Annotated in this window: 20 protein-coding genes; 15 read left to right on the top strand and 5 right to left on the bottom strand. The window is 68.5% G+C overall.

Features of this window, described 5'->3' with window-relative positions:
• Positions 1-81 precede the first annotated feature (81 nt).
• Positions 82-696, bottom strand: a complete 615-nt coding sequence (locus R2910_11940) for a DUF4136 domain-containing protein (protein MEZ4413688.1) — start codon at positions 694-696, stop codon at positions 82-84.
• A gap of 275 nt (positions 697-971) precedes the next feature.
• Between R2910_11940 and R2910_11935 the strand changes: the two genes are divergently transcribed.
• From R2910_11935 to R2910_11865, 15 genes are all read left to right on the top strand, one after another.
• Positions 972-2,168, top strand: a complete 1,197-nt coding sequence (locus R2910_11935; GenBank protein MEZ4413687.1) for a hypothetical protein — start codon at positions 972-974, stop codon at positions 2,166-2,168.
• A 192-nt stretch (positions 2,169-2,360) separates the two neighbouring features.
• Positions 2,361-4,145, top strand: coding sequence for a hypothetical protein (locus tag R2910_11930; protein ID MEZ4413686.1), 1,785 nt, complete (start codon positions 2,361-2,363; stop codon positions 4,143-4,145).
• A 23-nt stretch (positions 4,146-4,168) separates the two neighbouring features.
• Positions 4,169-5,056, top strand: a complete 888-nt coding sequence (locus R2910_11925) for a hypothetical protein (GenBank protein MEZ4413685.1) — start codon at positions 4,169-4,171, stop codon at positions 5,054-5,056.
• 74 nt (positions 5,057-5,130) lie between these two features.
• Positions 5,131-5,736, top strand: a complete 606-nt coding sequence (locus R2910_11920; GenBank protein ID MEZ4413684.1) for a superoxide dismutase — start codon at positions 5,131-5,133, stop codon at positions 5,734-5,736.
• Between the two features lie 89 nt (positions 5,737-5,825).
• A complete protein-coding gene (locus tag R2910_11915; protein ID MEZ4413683.1) occupies positions 5,826-8,285 on the top strand; it encodes a hypothetical protein in 2,460 nt (819 codons plus the stop codon).
• Between the two features lie 28 nt (positions 8,286-8,313).
• Positions 8,314-8,640: a hypothetical protein gene (locus R2910_11910; protein ID MEZ4413682.1), complete on the top strand. Its 327-nt coding sequence runs from the start codon at positions 8,314-8,316 to the stop codon at positions 8,638-8,640.
• A gap of 96 nt (positions 8,641-8,736) precedes the next feature.
• Positions 8,737-10,260, top strand: coding sequence for an ATP-binding protein (locus tag R2910_11905; protein MEZ4413681.1), 1,524 nt, complete (start codon positions 8,737-8,739; stop codon positions 10,258-10,260).
• Positions 10,257-10,925, top strand: coding sequence for a response regulator transcription factor (locus tag R2910_11900; GenBank protein MEZ4413680.1), 669 nt, complete (start codon positions 10,257-10,259; stop codon positions 10,923-10,925). The genes R2910_11905 and R2910_11900 overlap by 4 nt, the downstream gene beginning before the upstream one ends.
• Positions 10,922-12,382, top strand: a complete 1,461-nt coding sequence (locus R2910_11895) for an ATP-binding protein (GenBank protein MEZ4413679.1) — start codon at positions 10,922-10,924, stop codon at positions 12,380-12,382. The genes R2910_11900 and R2910_11895 overlap by 4 nt, the downstream gene beginning before the upstream one ends.
• A 139-nt stretch (positions 12,383-12,521) precedes the next feature.
• Positions 12,522-13,214, top strand: coding sequence for a TonB family protein (locus R2910_11890; GenBank protein ID MEZ4413678.1), 693 nt, complete (start codon positions 12,522-12,524; stop codon positions 13,212-13,214).
• A gap of 67 nt (positions 13,215-13,281) precedes the next feature.
• On the top strand, positions 13,282-14,031 hold the full coding sequence (locus tag R2910_11885; GenBank protein ID MEZ4413677.1) for a MotA/TolQ/ExbB proton channel family protein: 750 nt from the start codon (positions 13,282-13,284) through the stop codon (positions 14,029-14,031).
• Positions 14,012-14,455: a biopolymer transporter ExbD gene (locus R2910_11880; GenBank protein MEZ4413676.1), complete on the top strand. Its 444-nt coding sequence runs from the start codon at positions 14,012-14,014 to the stop codon at positions 14,453-14,455. The genes R2910_11885 and R2910_11880 overlap by 20 nt, the downstream gene beginning before the upstream one ends.
• 3 nt (positions 14,456-14,458) lie before the next feature.
• Positions 14,459-14,875 (top strand): biopolymer transporter ExbD, encoded by a 417-nt coding sequence (locus R2910_11875; protein ID MEZ4413675.1) that lies wholly within the window; start codon positions 14,459-14,461, stop codon positions 14,873-14,875.
• Positions 14,876-15,017: 142 nt separating this feature from the next.
• Positions 15,018-15,812, top strand: a complete 795-nt coding sequence (locus R2910_11870) for a hypothetical protein (GenBank protein ID MEZ4413674.1) — start codon at positions 15,018-15,020, stop codon at positions 15,810-15,812.
• A 6-nt stretch (positions 15,813-15,818) separates the two neighbouring features.
• Complete coding sequence (locus R2910_11865) at positions 15,819-17,387, top strand: amino acid permease (GenBank protein MEZ4413673.1); 1,569 nt, start codon at positions 15,819-15,821, stop codon at positions 17,385-17,387.
• Positions 17,388-17,454: 67 nt separating this feature from the next.
• On the opposite strand, the gene R2910_11860 is transcribed toward R2910_11865, so the two are convergent.
• The 4 genes from R2910_11860 to R2910_11845 all read right to left on the bottom strand — a co-directional run bounded on the left by R2910_11860 (position 17,455) and on the right by R2910_11845 (position 21,483).
• Entirely contained in the window at positions 17,455-18,351 is an 897-nt protein-coding gene (locus R2910_11860; protein ID MEZ4413672.1) for a BadF/BadG/BcrA/BcrD ATPase family protein, read from the bottom strand.
• Positions 18,348-19,826 carry a sodium:solute symporter gene (locus R2910_11855; protein MEZ4413671.1) on the bottom strand — a complete coding sequence of 493 codons (1,479 nt, stop codon included), beginning with the start codon at positions 19,824-19,826 and terminating at the stop codon, positions 18,348-18,350. Before R2910_11855 ends, R2910_11860 begins: the two co-directional genes overlap by 4 nt.
• Before the next feature lie 91 nt (positions 19,827-19,917).
• A complete protein-coding gene (gene erpA / locus R2910_11850) occupies positions 19,918-20,277 on the bottom strand; it encodes an iron-sulfur cluster insertion protein ErpA (GenBank protein MEZ4413670.1) in 360 nt (119 codons plus the stop codon).
• Positions 20,278-20,328: 51 nt separating this feature from the next.
• A complete protein-coding gene (locus R2910_11845; protein ID MEZ4413669.1) occupies positions 20,329-21,483 on the bottom strand; it encodes a serine hydrolase domain-containing protein in 1,155 nt (384 codons plus the stop codon).
• Positions 21,484-21,491: the final 8 nt, after the last annotated feature.

The following is a 21,491-nucleotide window of genomic DNA, read 5'->3' as shown; positions in this document are numbered from 1 at the left end:
TCTTGGTTGGATGGAACCACGCATTGGACCCCGGCGTTCGCCGGGGTGACGGGTTTCGTATTGCTGCCCTGCTGCCCCGCCTTACTGCGGGACCTTCGGCAGCGTGCTGAAGATCGACTGGGCCAGGGAGTTCAGCTTGGAGTCGCTCGGTGGTGAGCTGGAGGCCTCGCCGTTGTAGATGCCGCGCCAGGCGATCTTCCCGCTGGTGGCCTGGACCAGGTCCACCACGAACGAGACGTTCGTGTTGGTCACCGGTGTGGTGGTGGAGACGCCATACCCGCCCCAGCCGTAGCCATAGCCGTAGCCATAGCCGTAGCCGTACGGCCCGAAGCCGGGGCCGTACGGGCCGGCCATGCCGACGCCGGTGGTCGTGGTGACGTAGGAGGTGTTCTGCTTGACGCCGACGAAATACCGGACATGGAAGGTGGCCGGCGTCCCGCTGTCCACGACGGTGTAGCCCTTCTTCTGCAGCTGCGTCTTGACGGCATTCTGGATGCGCACGTGCATGATCTCGTTGGAGACCGCGGGGTTCACCTGCGTGGCCCCTTCGGTGGTGCCGCCGATAAAGCTCACCGTGGCGCCTGCCGGGACCGGAATGTCACTGTTCCGTTCGGAGGTGATGGACGGGGGGGAGCAGGCGGCGAGGGCCAGCAGCCCAGCCGAGCAGGCCACGGTCGGGAAACGGGAAGTGCGCATGGAGACAACCTCGAAGAGGGCAGGCCAGGCCGGGGTACACCCGGCAAGAGACCCCAAAAAGTACCCCGTTCGACGGGGTTTGGCACCCCGCCCCCCCCACGTTGACTCCCGGGATACCCCCTCCCTATTTTCCGCCCCGCATCGTCGGGCAGCCCCTCCTGCTGATTCGCGTGCCCGAGTCCCCCTGACTCAGTGCTCCAGCCCTTTCGCACCTTCGCCTCCCCGGGCGCAGGTTGTGGCGTAGCCACATACCACACATCGACACTGGAGTGCACGTGACCCTGATGACCCGCTGGACCTCACCGGCGCGCGCCCTGCGCCCGCTGGTGCTTGTCGGCCTGCTGGCCGGCACCCTCGCCGGCTGCAGCGAAGACAACACCACCGAACCGGCCCCGATCCCGGGCGCCACGCTGAGCCTGATCCCGAACCTGCGCGCCGAGGACATCAGCGCCGACGGCGCCTCCATCCTGCTGACCGACCCGTTTTCGGCGACGTCCGACTTCTACTTCTACGACGTGGCCAGCAACACGTCGACACTGAAGGGGCAGGCCGGCGACGCGGCGTTCGACTTCACCACGGGCATCTCGAATGCCGGCCGAGTCAGCGCCATCCATGGCAAGCCTGAAAACGCCGGCCTCTGGCAGGAAGGCGCGGGCTGGCAGGATCTCGGCAGCATCTACGCCAACGGTTGCGAGTACGACGCCGACACCGGCAACCAGGACCTGAGCAGCGCCTGGGATATCGATTCGGCCGGCCACACCACGGTTGGCCTGATCTGGAACCTCTGCAACTCAGAGGCCTTCCTCTGGACCGACGCCGCCGGCGCCGGCAACTTCGTCGCCCTCGACTTGATCGGCGACGGCGACTCGACGAGCGGCAGCCCGGCGAGCAACCGCGCCACGGTCGTCTCGGATGACGGTACGATGGTCGGCGGATTCGCCTCGGCGTACGCGAACGTGGGCGGTGCCACCTACTGGATCGATCGCCGCCCGGCCATCTGGACCGCGAGCGGAGTCGGCTCGCTGGTTCCCTCGAACGGCGTGTTCACCGATGACAGCCCGGGCGAAGTCCTGGCCATCTCTGGCAACGGTGCGGTCGTGACCGGTGTCTGGGCCCAGATGCCCTTCATCTGGAGCGCGACGCTCGGTACCATCAACGTCGCCTCTGGTGCCTACGAGGGGTACGTCGGATACGGCCAGGCCACCGCCCTGAACGGCCAGGTGGTCTACGGCACCCTGACCGAGGGCTTCTTCGGGCTTCCGTTCCCGTTCTTCTGGACGCAGGCGGGCGGTGTCGTGTCGCTGCTCGACGTCGCGGCTGCCAACGGCATCACCCTGCCGGAGAACTATTACTGGGAGGCCGTTGTCGCGGCCTCGGCGGACGGGACCATCATCGTCGGGGCGGCGTACGACGAGACCTTCACCCTCAACACCTACGTGCTGAAGGTGCCGGCCTCGATCTACGGCCTCTAGCCCGATCGGCCAGACGTGATCGCACCGGCCGTCGGCGCGCGGAACACCCGCACGCCGGCGGCCGTGTCGCACCCGGGACATGCCCGGCTCGTCCGCTGACACATTCTGTTGGCGAGGCTCGTAGGGCCTCTGTTCCCGCAGCCGGCCACGCCGCCGCCCTGCCGCCCTGCCCATCCTCCGCTCCTGGACCCCATGCGTCGCTTCCTGACTCTCCTCGCCGCCGCGACCTTTCCAACCGTCGCCCTGGCCCAGCAGTCCGCTCCCGTTGCCAACCTCCGCTACGACCTCAACTTTACCCGCGCCACCGCGCAGGCCCAGAGCGTCGCGGTCACGACCCGGTTCGAAGTCGGGGGCAGCAATCCGGTCCTGCTGTCGCTCCCCAGCTGGACACCCGGCGCCTACGAGGTGTCCAACTTCGCGCGGCGGGTCTCGAGCTTCACCGTGACCCAGGGTGGCGCTCCGATCGCCTGGGACAAGGCCGACCCCGACACCTGGCGGATCCGCCCGACCGGGAAGGGCGAGGTGACCATCACCTTCGACTTTCAGGCCAACCAGCTCGACAACGCGATGGCGTGGAGCCGGCCCGATTTCCTGATGGTCAACGGCACCAACGTCTTCCTCTATCCTGAGGGGCGCAGCCTCGACTTCCCGGCCAAGGTGACGGTCACCACGGAGCCGAACTGGCGGGTGGCCACCGGCATGACGCCCGATGGCGCCCCACGCGCCTACCGCGCGGGCAACTACCACGACCTGGTGGACATGCCGTTCTTCATCGGCACCTTCGACTTCGACAGCACCCAGGTGGAGGGAAAGTGGGTCCGGCTGGCCAGCTACCCGAGCGGCTCGCTGACCGGCGCGTCGCGGGCCGAATTCTGGAGCCAGTTGAAGCGGTACCTGCCGGTGGAAATTGCCGTCTTCGGTGTGGCGCCGTATGACAGCTATACCAACCTGCTCATCTTCGACCAGGACTACGGCGGCGGCAGCGCCCTCGAGCACCAGAACTCCCACGTGGGCATCTACACCCCGCTGCTCATCGGCAACCCGATCCTCCCCTCCATCACCGCCCACGAGATCTTTCATCTCTGGAACGTCAAGCGACTCCGGCCGGCCGACATGGTGCCCTACACCTACGACCACTGGATGCCGACGCCCTGGCTCTGGGTGAGCGAGGGCATCACCGATTACTACGCCGACCTGGCGCTGGTGCGCGCCGGGGTCATCGATTCGACCGAATTCCTCGCGCTGACCGCCGGGAAGATGCAGGAAGTGGCCGATGTGCCGGTCGTGTCGCTGGAAGATGCCTCGATTTCCGCCTGGATCGGCATGACCGACGGGACGGGCTCGATCTACTATCCGAAGGGCTCCCTGGCCGGGATGCTCCTCGATATCCGGATCCGCGCGGCCACCGGCAACATGAAGTCGCTCGACGACGTGATGCGTTCGCTCTATCAATCCACGTACGAGAAGGGCCGGGGATTCACCGCCAAGGACTGGTGGGGCACCGTCTCTGCCGCGGCCGGTGGGGTGTCCTTTGACGACTTCAACGCCCGCTATATTGACGGACGGGAACCGTTCCCCTACGCGGCCGACTTCGCCATGGCCGGGCTCTCCGCGGTGCGGGACAGCAACCGCGTGGCCCGGCTCGGGATCCAGAGTTCCAACGATTCGACCACCATCGTCCTGGCGGTGACGCCGGGGTCGGCCTTTGCCGACGCCGGAGGTCTCGCCGGTGACGAACTGGTCAGCGTCGGCACCCTCGACGCAGCCAATCAGGGGTGGGCCGCACAGTTCCGAAGCAAGTACGGGAGCGAGCCCGAGGGGACCATGATCCCGGTGGTGGTGCGGCGTGACGGGGCACAGCGCACCCTGCAGATGCCGCTTCGCTTCGTCACAATCGTCAGCTATCGCCTGGTGATCGATCCCAACGCCTCGCCGAGCGCGGTCCAGATTCGGCAGGGGATCATGACGGGCAAGTAACGCCTCCGGAGGGGGGAGCACCGTTGACCAACATCGTGCCTGTCGCCTACGCCACGATGATGCTGGCGGCGCTCCTCCTGCCCACCCCGGTCGATCGCTTCCGTGGTGCGTTTGGCCTCCCCGCGTTCCTTCTCGGGGTCGCGAGCCTCCCATACCTTCCCGACTTTCGCGGCCCGTCGCTGACCGTCTGGATCAGCGGTGCGCTCCTGCTGCTCGGGCCGGCGCTGCTCGCCCTGGCGGCGTGGCGTGCCCGCAGCCGGCTGACTCTCCGCCACCCGGCGCCCTGGCTGGCCCTCGCCGGCGTGACGGCGGGACTCGCCGCAGCCTGGCCGACCCTCGACCGGGGAGGCCCGCTCCCCGCCGCGCTGACGGCCGGCGTGCTGGGGTTCGGCTCCCTTCTCGTCTGGATGGTTGGCGAGGTCCTGGGAGTGGGACGGGCGCTGCGGTGGCTCGACCATCACCTCCCCGCGCTGCGGGGCAGGCAGAGCTGGGGCACACCGCTCTTCCTGGTTGCCGCCCTCCTCTTTCACCTCGCCTGGTACCGCTGGCCGCTCTGGGTCCTCTCCTGGCAGCCGAGCGGGGTCGGCATCGCCGTGCTGGGGCTGGCGTGGGCGGCGGCGACCCGTCGTCCGTCACTCGCACTGGCTGCGGTTGCCTTCGCGACCTCGTTCGCCGCCCCCGAAACGGGCCTCGGCGGGTGGACCGGCTGGATTGCGCTGGCCATCGCTGCCCTCGGCGATCGGTCACGTCCGCGGGTCATCGCCGTGATCTCGGCGTTCGGCGCCTACCTCGTCTGGCCCGTACTGCTCGGGGAGGAGGTTCTGCTGACGGTGCTGCTGACCGCCGCCGCCGCCGCGTTGCTCGCCCAACTGGCGACCCAGTCAGACCGGGAAGTGAACACGCCGCGTTGACCCTCTTACGGATACGGCCCATATTGCAACGTGCAAGCCTGAACTAATCGCTCGCCAATATCAGGAGCCTGACAATGACTTTTTCACTGCCCCCCCTCCCATACGACTATACCGCGCTGGAACCCCATATTGACGAAGCCACGATGCGGATTCATCACGACAAGCATCACGCCGGCTACGTCAACAACCTGAATGCCGCGGTGGGAAGCGAAGCCAGCCTGAGCGGCAAGACCGTCGAGGCGCTGCTCTCCGATCTCGATCTCGTGCCTGAAGGGATCCGGATGGCGGTCCGCAACAACGGCGGCGGTCATTACAACCACACCATCTTCTGGGAAATGATGACGCCGGGTGGTGCCAAGGAGCCGGGTGGCGCGCTCGCGAAGGCCATCACCGATACGTTCGGTGCCTTCGCCACCTTCAAGGAACAGTTTGCCAAGGCCGGCGCCACCCGATTCGGGTCCGGCTGGGCCTGGCTGTCGATGGACAAGGCCGGCAAGCTGGTGGTTGAGAGCACCCCGAACCAGGACTCCCCGCTCTCCTCGGGCCGCACGCCCCTCCTCGGCTGCGACGTCTGGGAGCACGCCTACTACCTCAAGTACCAGAACCGGCGGCCGGACTACATGACCGCGTGGTGGAATGTCGTCAACTGGGATGTGGTGGCCGCGCGATACGGCAAGTAGCACGACGCGAAGACCGGGGACCGAGGGCTGAGGCAGGACCGCGCTCAGTTCTCGGTCCTTTTCATCTTCAGGCCGTGAGGCGTCCAGCAATGGTGTCTGCAATCCGGCGAGTGGCGGTGGTCACGCGCGTGGGCGCCGTCGATGAGATGCGCGCGCTCGTCGGCGCCGTGCCGGGCATCAGTGCGCGGGTGATCACCGACCTCCACGATGTGCCGTGGCCGGACACCGATTGCCTCTGGCTGCATGATGTCTCGCTTCCTTCACCAGAACTCCTCCCCTGGATCAGCTCCGGTGGCCGGCTGCTGGCCACGCTCAGCGCCGTCCAGACTCCCGTGACACTCGGCATCGAGGTTGTGCCCCCGGACGATGTCCGGGACACGCTCTGGGAGGCGGACCCCGCCGACACGGCGCCGCGCGGGCTGGCCTGCTTCGGCCCGCACCCCCTCGTCGCCGGCCTTCCACTCGGCACCTGCACCTGGGTGCCACGGTCCGGCGAGCCATATCGATGGGCAACCCACCTGGCGACCCGCCCGGCCTCGGCCCGCATCGTGGCGTTGGAAATGGTCGAACTCGCCCTCAACCCGGCGCGCGTCGTCGCCTGGGAATACGCGGTCGGCGATGGCGGCATCCTGTGCATTGGCAGCGGCATCCACCCCCCGGCATCCGGCAGTTCCTGCACGCCGCAGCTTCAAACGCTGCTCGGCAACGCGCTCGCGGGACAGGGGATTCCCCATCGGGACCGGCTCCTCGCCGCCCGACGCTGGCCTGCTCCTGCCACACAGGTGCTGCGGCAGGATCTGCTTGCGGTGCCGGAGCTGCCGGGACTCTCGGGTGACTGGCCGGATGCCGCCGCGTCACTCGTCGCCAGACTCTCCGCCGAAGCTCCGCATCGCTGGCGCTTTACCGGGCGCCGCGCGTCGCTTGACGGAGGCGATGGGCATGGCCTCGGGGAGGCGTGGATTCATCCCTACGCGGTTGCTCGCGATGCCGCCGTCGCCGTGTCCGGGACCGCCCTCGCGGGTGCGACCGCGTGGGTGTCGCCGACGGAGGTACTCCGTCGGGCGACGGTGGGGGGCACCCCAGTGACCGAACGATGGACGGTCGCTCTCGAACATCCGGTGGTCTACTGGGAGGTGGCCGCGGCCGGGGACGCCGCCATTCACATCGAATGGACCACCGACCTGCGGCGCGCCTGGCCGTATCCCGCCGGTGGTGGAGGTGACCTTGAGCTTGCCTTGGCCGCCGGTGGGCGCCATGCGGCGCTCCGCGCGGTGGGCGATCCCTTCCAGTTGATCATCGACGTTGAAGGCGGCACCCTCGAGGCGGCGCCGACCGACGGGCCGGCCGTGCGGTTCTCGCTGCGCGGGATTGGCCGCTGCCGGGTCCGGTTTACCGGCGGTCCTGACGCCGGTGACCTCGAGCGGTCCCGCGTGATGCTGGCGCGCCGGGCCTTTGCCGGGGTGCGGAAGCAGCGCGCGGACCATGCGCGGGAGCTCGCCACGTACGCCACCTCGATCGACTCACCGGAGCCTCCGCTGGCGGAGGCGTTCGAGTGGGCCAAGGTGGAAATGGACGGCGGGCTGGCGGGTGTCCCGGGCGTGGGCCGATGCCTGGCGCTGCCGTCGGCGGGGCCCGAGCGGCCGGGCGGCGCCTGGTTTGCGGGTCCGGCGGGGTCGCTCCGTGCCATGGCACAACTCGCGGCCGGCGACCGCAACGCGCCGCGCGATACGCTCAAATTCATGTCGCTCACCCAGGACGTGGATGGGCGAATTGCCGAGGGGTGTTCGACCAGCGGCCTTGGCCGCTTCGGCACCACGCCGGCGGTTCCGCTCTATCTCCTCCTCGCCGCGCGGTACGCGAACTGGACCGGAGAACTCGATTTCCTGGCCCAGCGCTGGGGGGCCCTGCGCCGGGCGTACGAGATCGGTGTGGCGAGTCATCCCTGCCAGGGCGCTCCCGCCGACGCGGCACTCTGGGCGGCCGCCTGCGAGGCGGTGCAGCCGCTCGCCGAGGCGTTGGGTCATCCCGAGGTCGCTGAGGAGATCGGGGCCGCGGCGGGGGCGGCGCGGTCGGCGGCCGGCTCCGCTACTTTTCTTGCTGGCCCGGCCGGGCTGGCAGACTTCCAGCAGGATCGGTTTGCGCAGGGCCTGGAGGCCTGGCGTCGCCTGAGCGAGGGGTTGCTGCGGCGCGCGACCGGCGCCGACCTGCCCGCCGCCGTCGCAAGCCTTGCCGTCGAGGGGCTCTGGGGCGTGCGGCCCAATGCGCTGGAAGGCGCCGTCCGGCTCGCCCCGTGGTTTCCCCCCGAGTGGGACGCCATGGCGCTCGAGCGACTCCGTGTCGGGCGCACCGTGCTGACCATCCGTGTGCGGCGTCGCTTCGGCCAGGTGGCGGCGCGCGTCGAGCGGGTGCATGGTCCACGGATGCACGTCGAATTCCAGCTGCGCGGGATCCCGACCGATGCCATCGTCCAGGTCGATGATGTGGAACTCCGGGGCGGCCGCGCCGCCTTCGAGGCCGACGGCACCCACGCACTCGTCTGGCATTCCTGAATCTCCCTCTTTCGCGAGCCGCCATCGCATGCGTACCTCCATTCCTTACGCGCTGGCGCTGGTGGTGCTTCTGGCCACCGGCTGCCGGCTCGAGTCGCATCCGCCGGCCGGGTTGCCGGCCGACGAGGCCGCCATTCGCTCCGCCACCGCCGCCTGGCTGGCAAAGGAGGAACCGTGGGCGCAGCTGTTGCGGGCCGACATTCGCCAGGACCGCGATCTTGCCTCCGCCTGGATCACGACCTCGCCGCCCTCGAGCGAAGGCCAGGGTGAACGGATGACGCTGCTGGTGCTCCGCCGGGATCCTGCCGGCTGGACGGTGGCGTACCACGGCTCCCCGTCGCGGCCACGGTCCTGAGCCGGCTGCGCGGGGATTGGCGCGACTGTCCTCCTCCGGTTCTATTTCCACGGTGGGGCCATCGGGATGGATCAGGGAGATGCCGCTGATGGGGGAATGGTGACCGAAACGTCGACGGCCGCGTCGGCTGCGCTCGATCTCATCGGCGCGGTCGCCCGGCTCCTCAATGGGAGCGATTCCAAGGAGGCCATCAGCCGGGTGGCCGACCTTCTGCATCATGGTGTGCCCGCCAGGCTGGTCACCATCTGGGTTCGCCAGCCGAGCGGCGCGGCCTTCACCCCCTTCATTTCGCCTCCCCCCGCCGAGCCGCCGTTTGCGCTGCCGACGCTTGAGGCATTGCCGCCCGCGGATGCGGGGAGCCTCCGCCTGCCGCTGGAACACGACGGGACGATGGTCGGGATGCTGGCGCTTGAGGGCATCGGCCCTGGGGCGGGCCGGCTTGCCGCCGGAATCGTGGCCGACCTGCTCGCTCCGCACATCGCGCTGATCGAACTGTCCGAGGACCTCGCCTTCGAGGTCGCGGTGCGCGCGCGGCAAATCGAGGAACAACGCCGCTTCACCGGGCTTGTCATCGACTCCCTCCCGGTGGGCCTCTATGTCGTGGATCGGGAGTACCGGATTCAGATCTGGAACCGGAAGCGGGAAACCGGCACCCAGGGCGTCCATCGCGACGAGGTGGTGGGGCGCCCGGTGTTCGAGGTGCTCACCCGGCAGTCGGCGGACCAGCTCAAGGCGGAATTCGACCAGATCTTCGAGTCGGGGCAGATGTCCCAGATGGACATCGAGGTCGACGACCCGGCCGGCGGCCGGTTCTACCGGATCAGCAAGATCCCGATGCGGCTCGGCGGCGACCAGATTTCCCACGTGATCACCATCGGCGAGGATGTCACCGAGTGGTACCGGATTCACCGCCGCATCATGCAGAACGAGAAGCTGGCGGCGGTCGGCCAGCTCGCCGCGGGGATCATGCACGAGATCAACAACCCGCTCGCCACGATCGGCGCCTGCGCCGCCGCCATGGAAGGGCGCCTCGACGAGGTGCCGGCAACCGCCCAGGGCCAGTTTCGGGAGTACATCGACATCATCGACAAGGAAGTTGACCGCTGCACCAACATCGTGGATGGACTGCTCGATTTCAGCCGGCCCAAGGGGGTGCAGAAGAGCCCGGTGGCCATCAACACCGTCATCGAGGACACCTTCTTCCTCCTGAAGCACCATACCCGGTTCAAGAAGCTCACCGTGCAGCGTGAACTCGGTGACAAGCTGCCGCAGGTGCTCGCCAACGCCGAGCAGCTTGTCCAGGTCCTGATGTCGCTGATGCTGAACGCGCTCGATGCCATGGAGACGGGCAACGGCCAGCTCACCGTGCGGAGCACGATGGGTGGGCATCGCGGGGCGGAAGTCGTCGTCGAGGTCCAGGACACCGGGGTCGGCATCCCGCGCTCCGAACAGTCCAAGATTTTCGAGCCGTTCTACACCACCAAGACGCAGGGGCGGGGCACGGGGCTCGGTCTGTCGATCTGCTACGGCATCGTCGAGGACCACAACGGCCGGCTCGAGGTGGACAGCCAGCCCGGCCTCGGCGCAACGTTCCGCGTCTGCCTTCCGGTGCTCGCATGAAGATTCTCGTGGTCGAGGACGATCCGACCGTCGGACCCTACGTCAAGCGCGGGCTCGAGGAGCACCAGAACCATGTCGATCTGGTGGACGACGGACTCGAGGCGCTGCGGCTCGCGTCGGGGGGCCTCTACGACCTGGTGGTGCTCGACCTGCGGCTTCCCGGGATGACCGGGCTGGAAATCGTCCGCACCCTGCGGGACCGCGGCGTCACGACGCCCATCCTGATCCTGACGGCGCAGGACGCGGTGGATTTCAAGGTGCAGACGCTGCGCGCCGGCGCCGACGACTACGTGACCAAGCCCTTTGCGTTTGAGGAACTCCTGGCCCGGGTCGAGGCCATTGGCCGCCGGCCGAAGCAGGTGGCCCCGCCGACGCTGACGGTGGGCAGCCTCTCGCTCGACACCGGCACCCGCGAGGTCCGCCGCGGGGGCGAGCTGCTCGACATCACGCCCAAGGAGTACGCCGTCCTGGAATACCTGATGCGGCACGCCGGCCGGGTGATGAGCCGCACCCTGATTACCGAGTATGCCTGGGATTACCACTTCGACCCGGGTACGAACATCGTCGACGTGGTGATCAACCGGCTCCGCAAGAAGGTCGATTCCGGCCACGACGAGAAGCTGATTCACACGGTGCGCGGCGTGGGGTACGTGGTCAAGGCGTGAGGACGATCCGCGGCCGCCTCACCTTCTGGTACACCGTCGCCCTCACGGCGACGGTGCTCGTCTTCGGCACCGCCCTCTACCTCGAACGGCGCCAGTCGAGCGTCCGCGAGCTCGACCAGCGGCTGGCGCTCGAGGCGGACTTTGCCCGCCGCTGGCTCAACGAGTCCTACCAGGTGCTCTCCACGGTGCTGCGGCCGGACGATCCGCAGGAAATCCAGCCGGGCGTGGCGGCCAACTTCGAGGGGGTGCGCGACCTCCTGCTGGTGTTCAACCGCGCGGGGCGCACCCTCTATATCAACGATCCGGTCCGGCAGCTCAATTTCGCGGCCATCGAGCGGCTCGTGGCGCTCGCCGGGCCAGCGCCGATCGCGCCGGCCACCGGCACCGCCGTGATTCCCGCCGGCGCCGAGCCGATGCGGTACGTGACGCTGCCGGTCGACGGGGCCGGCACGGAGGTCGGCGCGGTGGTGGTGGCGGCCCGCCTCTCTGCGGTGGCGTTCGGCCCGGCCGACCTCGTCCAGTCGATGGTCCTCGTGGTGCCGCTGATTCTTGTCGCCTCCGCCGTGCTCGGCTGGTTCCTGGCGGGTCGGGCCATGCGCCCGGTGGAGCGGCTGATGGACGAGGTGCAGGAGGTGGCCGACGGGCGGAGCCTGCACCGCCGGGTGGCGGTGCCGAGCTCCGGCGACGAGATCGCCCGGCTGGCCCTGACCCTCAACGCGATGTTCAGCCGCCTGGAGCAGAGCTTCAGCCAGTTGCGCCGGTTCACGGCGGACGCCAGTCACGAACTCAAGACGCCGCTGACTGTATTGCGCACCGGCGTGGAGCGATCGCTGGTGCATCCGGGGACCCCGCCCGAAGTCCTCGAGGCGCTCGACGCCACCCTGGATCAACTCAACCAGCTGAACGAACTGGTGGACAGCCTGCTCATGCTCGCCCGCGCCGACGAGGGGCGGTCGCCGCTCACCCTGGAAGTGCAGGACCTCCGGGCCCTCGTGGTCGACGTCGGGGAGACGGCGGAAATGCTGGGGGAGCAGCACGGGCTGACCACCCAGGTGGTGGTGCCCGACCACGAGGTGAAGGTGCCCTTTGATGCGCACCGCATGCAGCAGCTGCTGCTCAACCTGGTGACCAACGCGGTCAAGTACACGCCGGCGGGGGGGGCGGTCGGGGTGGTGCTCGAGGATGGGGATGACGGGGTCCGCGTGACGGTCCGGGACACCGGCATCGGGATCGCGTCGGTGGATGTGCCCCATATATTCGACCGATTCTGGAGGGCGGACCCGGCCCGCTCCCGGACCGGGGACCGGCCGGGGGTGGGGCTGGGCCTCGCCATCACCAAATGGATCGCCGAGGCACACGGGGGCACCATCTCGGTTCAGAGTCGCCCGGGCCGTGGTTCGAGTTTTGTGGTGAATTTACCGCGTGCGGGGGGTGGCGGAGCGGCCAGCGAGGGGTAGATTCACGATTCTTCGATCGGCAATTGAGTGCGGGGACTCCTCATTCGGTTGTTATCAAATTGTCATCTACGGGCCACACGGAGGCAAGGCGAGTTGCGTAGGTTGCAATCGAAGCCTGACTCACCACGGAGGTAGTGCCGTGTTCGAGGTACTCGTCGAATCCAAGCCCAAGAAGGAACGCACCTTCGGCCAGTTCATGGTCTCCATGATCGTGCACGCGCTGGTCATTACCGGCGCGGTGGTGGCGACCAAGGGGGCGGCCGAGGTGGTCCGTGAGCACATCATGGACACCACCATGGTGCTGCTCACCCCGCCCAAGCCCGAGGCGCCGCCGCCGGAAGCCCCGCCGCCGGACGCCATCGTGAGCGCCAACCCGCCGCCGCGCGGGTTCCAGACGGTGGTGGCCGTGCAGGACATTCCCACGGAAATCCCGCCGATCAACCTGAACGAGCGGTTTGACCCGAAGGACTTCACCGGCACCGGCGTCCAGGGCGGCGTCGCGGTGGGTGTCGTCGGCGGAACGGGTCCTGTCACCGGCGAGACCTACCTCGAGGCCCAGGTGGACGATCCGCCGGACCTCATCTCGGCGGGTCCCCGGCGCTATCCGCCGGTTCTCGAGCGTGCCGGCATCGGTGGCCGGGTCGTCGCCCAGTTTGTGGTCGACACGACCGGGCATCCGGAGGCGGCGGGCTTCAAGGTGTTGAGCACCACGAACGCGGCTTTCAACGAGCCGGCGAAGGAAATGATCATGAAGAGCGTCTTCCGGCCCGGCAGGGTGCGTGGGCAGGCGGTGCGCGTGCAGGTGCAGCAGGCGGTCTCGTTTAATCCGTAGCCCTTGAATTCAACCCCGCCGCCGGCACCGCCGACGGCCTGAAGCACGCTCCCAGGAGGTTCGACCGATGAACGTTTCAATGCTGGAACTCTGGCATCAATCAGGCATGTTTGCCCGGGGCGTCATTGTCGTCCTGGCCCTCATGTCCATCTACTCGCTGACGATCGCGGTGACCAAGCTCATCCAGATCAAGCGCAGCACGGGCGCCACCCGCAAGTTCGCGCCGCAGCTGTCGAAGGCGATCATGGAAGACAACCTGGAACTGGCCATCCAGCTCTCCGAGAAGCACAAGATCGGCCATATCTCGCGCGTCCTCGGTGGCGCCCTCGGCGAAATGAAGCCGCTTATCAGCGACCGGGCCACCATCACCGCCGCCGACATCAACTCGGCGGAGCGGGCCATTGAACGGCAGATGCTGATCCTCCTGGCCGAGTTCCGCCGCGGTCTTGGCGTGCTGGGCACCGTCGGCGCCACGGCGCCGTTCGTCGGCCTCCTCGGCACCACCATGGGTATCGTCAACGCCTTCACCGGCATGGCGGCCGGCGGCGCCTCGGGCGGCCTGGCCGGCATCTCGGCCGGTATCGCCGAAGCGCTGATCACCACGGCGTTCGGCCTCCTCGTGGCCATCCCGGCGGTCTGGTTCTACAACTACTTCACGACCAAGATCGACAACCTGTCTGTCGAGATGACCTACGCCTCGAAGGAACTCATCGACCAGCTCATCAAGAACGTGGGCGCGTCTCAGGGCCGGTCGATCTTCACCAAGGAATTCCAGGCCCAGAAAGCGGTGACCGGCAGTGGCCATCTCCACGGGTAGTGGCAAGGGGAAGGTGAATGCGAACATCAACGTCACGCCGATGATCGACGTGATGCTGGTGCTCCTCATCATCTTCATGATCGTCACGCCCCTGATCGCCGCCGGCTTCGAGGCCACCCTGCCCAAGGGCAAGAACCTCGATCCGAGCGCCGAAAAGGACACGGACGTCATCCTCGGCATCGACAAGTACGGGAAGTACTTCCTCGACACCCGGCCGATCGACGCCGCCGTCCTGGAGGACTATCTCCGGACGGTGTACGCCGCGCGGACCGAGGACAAGATCCTGTACTTCAAGGCGGACGTGAACCTGAAGTACAGCCAGGTGCAGGACGCAGTCGAGTTGGCGCGGCGCGCCGGGGTGCGAGTCCTCGCCGCCATCACGGAGCCGGTGCCGGAGCCGCTCCTGAAGCAGGGAAAGGAGTAACCCATGGCCATGGCAGCTGGAGGGGCCCCAGGGGAAGTCTCCTCGGAAATCAACGTGACGCCGATGATCGACGTGCTGCTGGTGCTGCTCATCATCTTCATGATTGCGCAGCCGCTGTCGCGGATGGCGATGGACGTCCAGGTGCCGCCGCCCGACACGCCGAACACCAATCAGCAGCCCTCGTTCCAGATCGTGCTTGAACTGCTGGACGACGGCACCTACGCGATCAATACGCAGCCGTATCCGAAGGACCAGCTCGACGCGCAGTTGCACGCGATCTACGACGACCGGCCGGCCAAGCTGATGTTCATCAAGGCGGGGCCGAACCGGATCTACCAGGACGTCGTGGAGGCGATGGATATCGCCCGTGGGGCCGGGGTGCAGGTCATCGGGTTCACGCCGAAGGAAGCGAACCAGTAGCAGGAGACTGATCCGTGCGGCATCGCCCCCTCCCGGACGTCTCCCGGGAGTCGGTGTCGCTCACAACGTCAGCCCATTTCGACGGGCGCCGGCCCCCGCCACTGGCGGTGGTGCCGGCGCCCGTCGGATGTATCATGGAGCCGTGAACCAGATCCCACCTCCGCGCCACCCGCTGCTGGAACGCCAGCCTGACCCGCGCCGCCTCATCGGGGCCGCGGTCTCGCTGCTGTTCCATGCGGCCCTCGTCGTACTGGTCGTGCGCGGGACGGTGGACGCCTTCATCCAGACCCCCGCAGCCGGCAACCCGCTGCTGGCGCCGGGCGGCGGCGGCGGCGGGGGTGGCGGGGGCGAAAGGGTCCGGTATATTACGCTCCCGCCGCTGCAGCAGGCCGCTGCGCCGGCCCAGGTGGAACAGCCCGCCGTTCCACCGCCCGAAGTGGTGCCGCCCGCAGTCGTCGCGCCGACCCCCGTGCCAGCCGATACCCAGCCGACCCCGACCGTGGTCGTGTCGTCGGCGGATAGTGTGCCGGCGGCAGAGGAGGGCAGTGGCGGACCAGGCACCGGACCCGGCAGCGGCGGTGGCGGTGGTGGTGGTTCCGGGGGCGGGGTGGGCACGGGCACCGGGGCTGGGAGCGGACCCGGGAGTGGCGGCGGCGGGGGCGGCGGATCGGGCCGCGAGCCGCAGTGGACCTACGGCACCTTCTTCTTCGAGAAGCCGCCCAAGGAGCTGCGAGGGCAGACCCTCCGCGTCACCTTCTACGTCCGGGCCGACGGCCGTGTGGCCCGAGTCGAGACCGAGCCGAAAATCACCGACGGCGATTTTTCGCGGAAGTTCACGGAACGCGCCGAGACCTATCGCTTCAAGCCCGCACGGAACGCCGAGGGCGTGGCCGTGCCCGGGGTGATGACGATGACCTTCACTCTACCAACGAAATAGGACCTGATGAGCCAGCTCTTCCGCCTCAAGTCGGTCCAGGACTGCGAAGACGATCTCGCGTCGCGCGGCGGACTCCGCCGCACCCTCGGCAAGTGGCACCTGACCGCCCTCGGCGTCGGCGCCACCATCGGCGCTGGCATCTTCGCCACCACCGGCACCGCCATCGTCGGCGACGCGGCCCGCCCCGGTGCCGGGCCCGCCATCATCCTCTCCTTTGTCCTGACAGCGTTCGCCTGCGGGTTCGCGGCCCTCTGCTACGCCGAGTTCGCGGCGATGGTGCCGATCGCCGGCTCGGCCTACACCTATGCCTACGCGTCCCTCGGCGAGTTCATTGCCTGGATCATCGGCTGGGACCTGATCATCGAGTACGCCGTCGGCAACATCGGCGTGGCCATCGGGTGGTCCGGGCACTTTCGTGAACTCATCAGCCACTTCGGGCTGTCACTGCCCTCCTGGCTCGCCACGGACTATCGCACCGCGTACGACGCCGCCAAGGCGCTGGCCGCCGGCGCCACCGACCCGAACACCGTCTACCTGGCCTCCGCGGTCACCGGCGCGCCAAATGTCTTCGGGCTGCCGCTGATTGCCAATGTGCCGGCGTTTATCTCGGTCATGCTGATCACCATCCTCCTGGTGTACGGCATCAAGGAGTCCGCCAACTCGAACAACGCGATGGTCATCCTCAAGATCGGGATCATTCTCTTCTTCATCGCGGTCGGCTTCACGCTGCTCAAGCCCGACAACTGGACCAACCCCGCCACCGGCGGCTTTGCCCCGAACGGCATCTCCGGCATCGGCGCCGGTGCCGCCATCATCTTCTTCAGCTACATCGGGTTCGACGCGGTCTCGACGGCGGCGGAGGAGGCACGGAACCCCGGCAAGGACATGCCGTTCGGCATCATCATGAGCCTGCTCATCTGCACGGTGCTCTACATCGCCCTGTCGGCCGTGATGACTGGCATCGCCCCGTGGCAGACCCTCGGCACGGCGGAGCCGATGATCACCGCCCTGGCGTTCGCCGACGGGCCACCGAAACTGATCAACGCCTCGCGGTTCATCATTTCGCTGGGCGCCGTCATCGCGATGTTCAGCGTCCTGCTCGTGTTCCAGCTCGGCCAGCCGCGCATCTTCATGTCGATGGCCCGCGACGGCCTGCTCCCGCCCTTCCTGGCCAAGGTGCACCCCAAGTACAAGACGCCGTGGGTGGGGACCATCCTGACCGGCATCTTCGTCGGGGTCTTTGCCGCGTTTGCCAACATCGCCGAGGTGGTGGACCTCACCAACATCGGCACCCTCTTCGCCTTCGTGCTGGTCTCGCTCGGCGTGATCGTGCTGCGCTACAAGGAGCCGGAACGGGTGCGCCCCTTCCGGGTCCCCCTCGTGCCGCTGACGCCGATGATCTCCATCGTCGCCTGCGTCTACCTGATGTTCAAGCTGCCGAAGGTGACGTGGGAGCGGTTCGGGATCTGGCTCCTGATCGGGCTGGTGATCTACTTCCTGTACGGGGTGCGGCACAGCCGGTTGCGGATCAAGGACAACGCGGCGGAAGCGGCGCGCGACGCGGCCAAGCCGTAAGAAAAAGCCCCCTCTCCCGGAGGGAGAGGGGGGACGGGGGTGAGGGATCTTCACCTGGGGTGAGGAACTACAGCTTCCCCGCCTGCGCCAGCGCCCCCCCAGCGTCGCGTCGACGATCGTGGCCAGCGGGCGCAGGGTGGACTCGGTCCCCAGTTTTTCCAGCACCGCGCTCCGCAGCGAGCGCTCCTCCGCGAGCATCCCCCATCAGCGCCACCCCCACCCGTTCGCCGGTGGGGAACTCGTCGGCGAGCCGCAGCACCAGCGCGCTCAGCTCCCGCGCGGCGTAGTCCGCAATCCCCTGTGCCACGGCGTCGCCCCGTTCCGCCGTGTGCAGCACGTGGGGCGCGAGAGAAGCCACCTCCGCCGGCCCCGCCGCCGCCGCCCACCGCACCAGCGCGTCGAAATCGAGACTCCGGGTCACTTCCATCAGCACCGGGGTGATGGCCGTCTCCGGGCTCCGTCCGTCCTGCGCCCGGCTCACCGCGCCGAGGGCGGCGCGTCCGATCGCGTAGCCGCTCCCCTCGTCTCCCATCTGCCACCCATACCCGCCGCGGCGGAGCATCCGCCCCTCGGGGTCGCGGCCCAGGACCACGCTGCCGGTGCCTGCCACCACCACGATCCCCGGCCCGTCGCCGAAGGCGGCGGTCAGGGCAATCTCGATGTCGGTGGTCACCTTCAGCCGATCGGCGAGCGCCTCGGTGCGGAGCGCCTGCTCCAGCTCCCGTCGCTCCGATTCCCGCCCCACCCCGGCGGCGCCGACCACCAGCGCCGAGCCGCGCATGACACCGGCGGCGGCCAGCGCCTTCCGCACCGTCTCGGCGATGATCGCCGCCGAGGCGATCGCGCGTCCCGGCCGCACCGCCGCGCCGGGCCCGAGGGCACGGCCGAGGATGTTGTTGGGGTCGCCGACCGAGACGGCGGTCTTGGAGCCGCCGACATCGGCGCCGATCAGTGGAGCGGTCATCGCCTGCTCTCCGCATGGGGGAGGGTGCTGAGGAACCAGCCGACCAGGATGGTCAGGGCCGTGCCTGCCGGAACGTACCACGGCCAGGCTACCCGGCCCACCGGCGTCAGCCACTCGAGGCCGGGTACCAGGGCCAGCTTTGCCGAAAACACGACGACCAGCATGACCGCAACGGACAGGAGCACGGCCCCGACGACGTCGCGGCCGCGGGATCGGGTCACCCGGGCCGCGAGCACGTAGGTACCGAGGAGGGCGCCGTAGGTGATCGATGCGATGGAGAGCGCCAGGACCACCACCGGCGTATCGCCCCCGCGGGAGAGCTGGTCGAAGAAGAGCGCGGCGCCGATCAGCGCGATGCCCCAGCCGGCGGAGAAGATCTTGCCGAGGCGGAGCAGCCGCACGGGATCCTTCACCCCGGTCCACGACGAGTAGAGGTCGTGGGTGACCGAGCTGGCGAGTGCGTTGATCGACGAACTGATGGTGCTCATTGCCGCCGCCAGGATCCCCGCCACCATGAGCCCCGCGAGGCCGGCGGGGAGCTTGTCGAGAATGAAGCGCGAGAAGATCTGGTCCGCCGGCATGTCGTCGGGGGCGAGTCCCGCCGCCCAGATGGCCGACCCGATGAGGAGAAAGAGCGCAAACTGGAGAATGACCGCCACACCCGATCCCACCACGGCGATCCGGGCGTCCCGGAGCGAGCGGGTGGCGAGCAGGCGCTGCACGATCAGCTGGTCGGTGCCGTGCGACGCGGCGGAGAGCAGGGCGCCGCCGATCAGTCCCCCAAGGAGGGTGTAGGTCTGGGTGAAGCTGATGACCGGGTTCAGGATCCGCAGCTTGCCCGCGGCGGCCGCCGCGGCCAGCGCCTGGTCGGCGCCTCCCGCCAGGTGCCAGGCAATCAGCAGCGCCGCGATCCCGCCCGTCACGTACACCGCCAGCTGGATCACGTCCGACCAGACCACCGCCTTCAACCCGCCGAGGAGGGTGTAGACGAGGGTGATGCTGCCCATCGCCACGATGGCCGTGGGCACCGACCAGCCGGTGAGGAGCGCGAGCGGGATCGAGCCGGCAAAGATCCGGACGCCATCGCCGAGAAGGCGGGTCAGGAGAAAGACGACCGACACGAGCCGCCGGCTCGTCGGGCCGAACCGGCTCTCGATCCGCTGGTACGCCGTCTCCTGGTCGCCGCGGAAGTAGCCGGGGAGGAGCCAGAGCGCCACGCCGATCCGGCCGACGAGGTACCCGAAGGTGAGCTGGAGGAAGGTGAGGTCACCGCGGGCGCCGAGGCCGGGCACCGAGATGACGGTGATGGCCGACGTCTCGGTGGCGACGATGGAGAAGAGGATGGCCCAGGCGGGGAGGTTGCGTGCGCCGAGGAAATAGTCGCCGGCGGTGGACTGCGCGCGGGACACCCAGAGCCCCGCGCCCATGGTGAGCGCGAAGTAGGCGACGATGACGGTGAGATCGAGTGGTGTCATGCAGCCCCAGGCGAGGTGCGGGCAGGGAGGGGCAATGAAAGAGGGGGGAACGATCCCCCCTCGGCCCCGCTGTCCTGCTGCCCCGCCTCAGTTACGCGGTGAAACTGCTCCCGCAGCCGCAGCCGCCGGTCGCGTTCGGGTTCGTGAAGGTGAACCCGCTGCCCTGCATCGACGAGACGTAGTCCACGGTCACGCCGGCGAGGTACTGGAGACTGAATCCGTCCACGAACACGCGGACGCTGTTCAAGTCGAGCACGACATCGTCTTCCAGCGCCTTCTCTTCGACGTTCAGGCTGTACTTGAATCCGCTGCAGCCGCCCGGCATCACGGAAATCCGGAGCCCGGCGGACTCGACGGGCACGTCCTCGGCGGCGATGAACTTGCGCACCTCTTCCGCGGCCTTGTCGGTGAGCGTGAGCTGGAATTGCGTCGACTGTGCTTCGGTGGTCATGGTGTTGCTCCTTGGGTGACGATCAAAGCTAGGGACTTTGCCCCGCACCTGTCAACGCACGCCCGATGCAGTCGCTTGCAGTCGGGGGTCGAGCGCGGTGAGGGCCCGGTCGCCGACGCCGCCGCGGACCCCGGCAAACCGCTGGTTGGCGCGCGTGGGATGCACCCGGTTGGAGAGCACCACGATCACCACGTTGCGGACCGGGTCCATCCAGATGCTCGTGCCGGTGAAGCCGGTATGGCCGACGCTGCCGGCGGAGAGGAACCCGCTGCCGGTGTTCTCCGGCGTCGGCGTCTCCCAGCCCAGCGCGCGCGGCGAACCGGCAGGGAGTTCCTGCCGCACGGTGAACGACCGGAGGATCGAGTCGGACACAGTCGGCTGTCCCGCCACCGCCGGCGCCCCATGATACCGGGCCAGCCACCATTCCCCGAACGTCAGCAGGTCCTCCGCGTCGGAGAAGATGCCGGCGTGGCCGGAGACGCCGTCCATCCGCCAGGCGTTCTCGTCATGCACCTGGCCCCGGACGATCCGGTTTCGCAGGGAATCGAACTCGGTGGGTGCCACGCGGGGCAGCCAGGTGGCGGGCGGGTTGTACCGGGTCGAGCCCATGGCCAGCGGAGTGAACAGTCGGCGGGACAGGAGGGAGTCGATCCGCTCGCCATAGGCCGTTTCAATCGCCTGGGTCAGGAGAATCGCGCCGATGTCCGAGTAGGCGAACCGGGCGCCGGGGATCGTGTCCAGCACGGTCGAGTCTGCCACGGCCAGGACGGCGGGACGGCTGTAGCCGAGGAGATAGAGCGGTCGCCAGGGCGGGAGGCCGCTGGCATGCGCCAGCAGGAGCCGGATGGTGACGCTGTCGGCACCGGGGGTGTCGAAGGCGGGCACATACCGGGTGATCGGTGCGTCCAGGTCGATCTGCCCCTCCTCGACCGCCCACATCATCGTGGTGGTGAGCCCGACCACCTTGGTCAGGGAGGCGAGGTCGTAGACGGTCTTCTGGTCGGGGCGGTGACGGAAGCCGTCGCCGAGATGGCCGGTGCCGTAGATGTAGCGATGCCCCGGCCAGCTGACGGCCACCACGATGCCCGGCGCAGCGCCGGCCTTCACGGCGCTGTCGACGAAGTGGCGGAGCGGCTTCCAGTCCGGCCGGCTGTAGAGGGGGACGGGGCCCGGCGTGACGCGCGGGGCGCAGCCGAGCGCGGCCAGGAGCAGGG

Source organism: Gemmatimonadales bacterium (assembly GCA_041390145.1).
GTDB lineage: Bacteria > Gemmatimonadota > Gemmatimonadetes > Gemmatimonadales > GWC2-71-9 > SPDF01.
This window is presented reverse-complemented; position numbering and strand designations above follow the sequence as displayed.

Excerpts from the sequence above, each read along its gene's own strand:
- R2910_11915 (MEZ4413683.1), top strand. The coding sequence starts at position 5,826 with ATGGTGTCTGCAATCCGGCGAGTGGCGGTGGTCACGCGCGTGGGCGCC.
- erpA (MEZ4413670.1), bottom strand. The coding sequence starts at position 20,277 with ATGACCACCGAAGCACAGTCGACGCAATTCCAGCTCACGCTCACCGAC.
- R2910_11900 (MEZ4413680.1), top strand. The coding sequence starts at position 10,257 with ATGAAGATTCTCGTGGTCGAGGACGATCCGACCGTCGGACCCTACGTC.
- R2910_11865 (MEZ4413673.1), top strand. The coding sequence starts at position 15,819 with ATGAGCCAGCTCTTCCGCCTCAAGTCGGTCCAGGACTGCGAAGACGAT.
- R2910_11855 (MEZ4413671.1), bottom strand. The coding sequence starts at position 19,826 with ATGACACCACTCGATCTCACCGTCATCGTCGCCTACTTCGCGCTCACC.
- R2910_11920 (MEZ4413684.1), top strand. The coding sequence starts at position 5,131 with ATGACTTTTTCACTGCCCCCCCTCCCATACGACTATACCGCGCTGGAA.
- R2910_11930 (MEZ4413686.1), top strand. The coding sequence starts at position 2,361 with ATGCGTCGCTTCCTGACTCTCCTCGCCGCCGCGACCTTTCCAACCGTC.
- R2910_11860 (MEZ4413672.1), bottom strand. The coding sequence starts at position 18,351 with ATGACCGCTCCACTGATCGGCGCCGATGTCGGCGGCTCCAAGACCGCC.
- R2910_11910 (MEZ4413682.1), top strand. The coding sequence starts at position 8,314 with ATGCGTACCTCCATTCCTTACGCGCTGGCGCTGGTGGTGCTTCTGGCC.
- R2910_11940 (MEZ4413688.1), bottom strand. The coding sequence starts at position 696 with ATGCGCACTTCCCGTTTCCCGACCGTGGCCTGCTCGGCTGGGCTGCTG.
- R2910_11875 (MEZ4413675.1), top strand. The coding sequence starts at position 14,459 with ATGGCCATGGCAGCTGGAGGGGCCCCAGGGGAAGTCTCCTCGGAAATC.
- R2910_11885 (MEZ4413677.1), top strand. The coding sequence starts at position 13,282 with ATGAACGTTTCAATGCTGGAACTCTGGCATCAATCAGGCATGTTTGCC.
- R2910_11905 (MEZ4413681.1), top strand. The coding sequence starts at position 8,737 with ATGGTGACCGAAACGTCGACGGCCGCGTCGGCTGCGCTCGATCTCATC.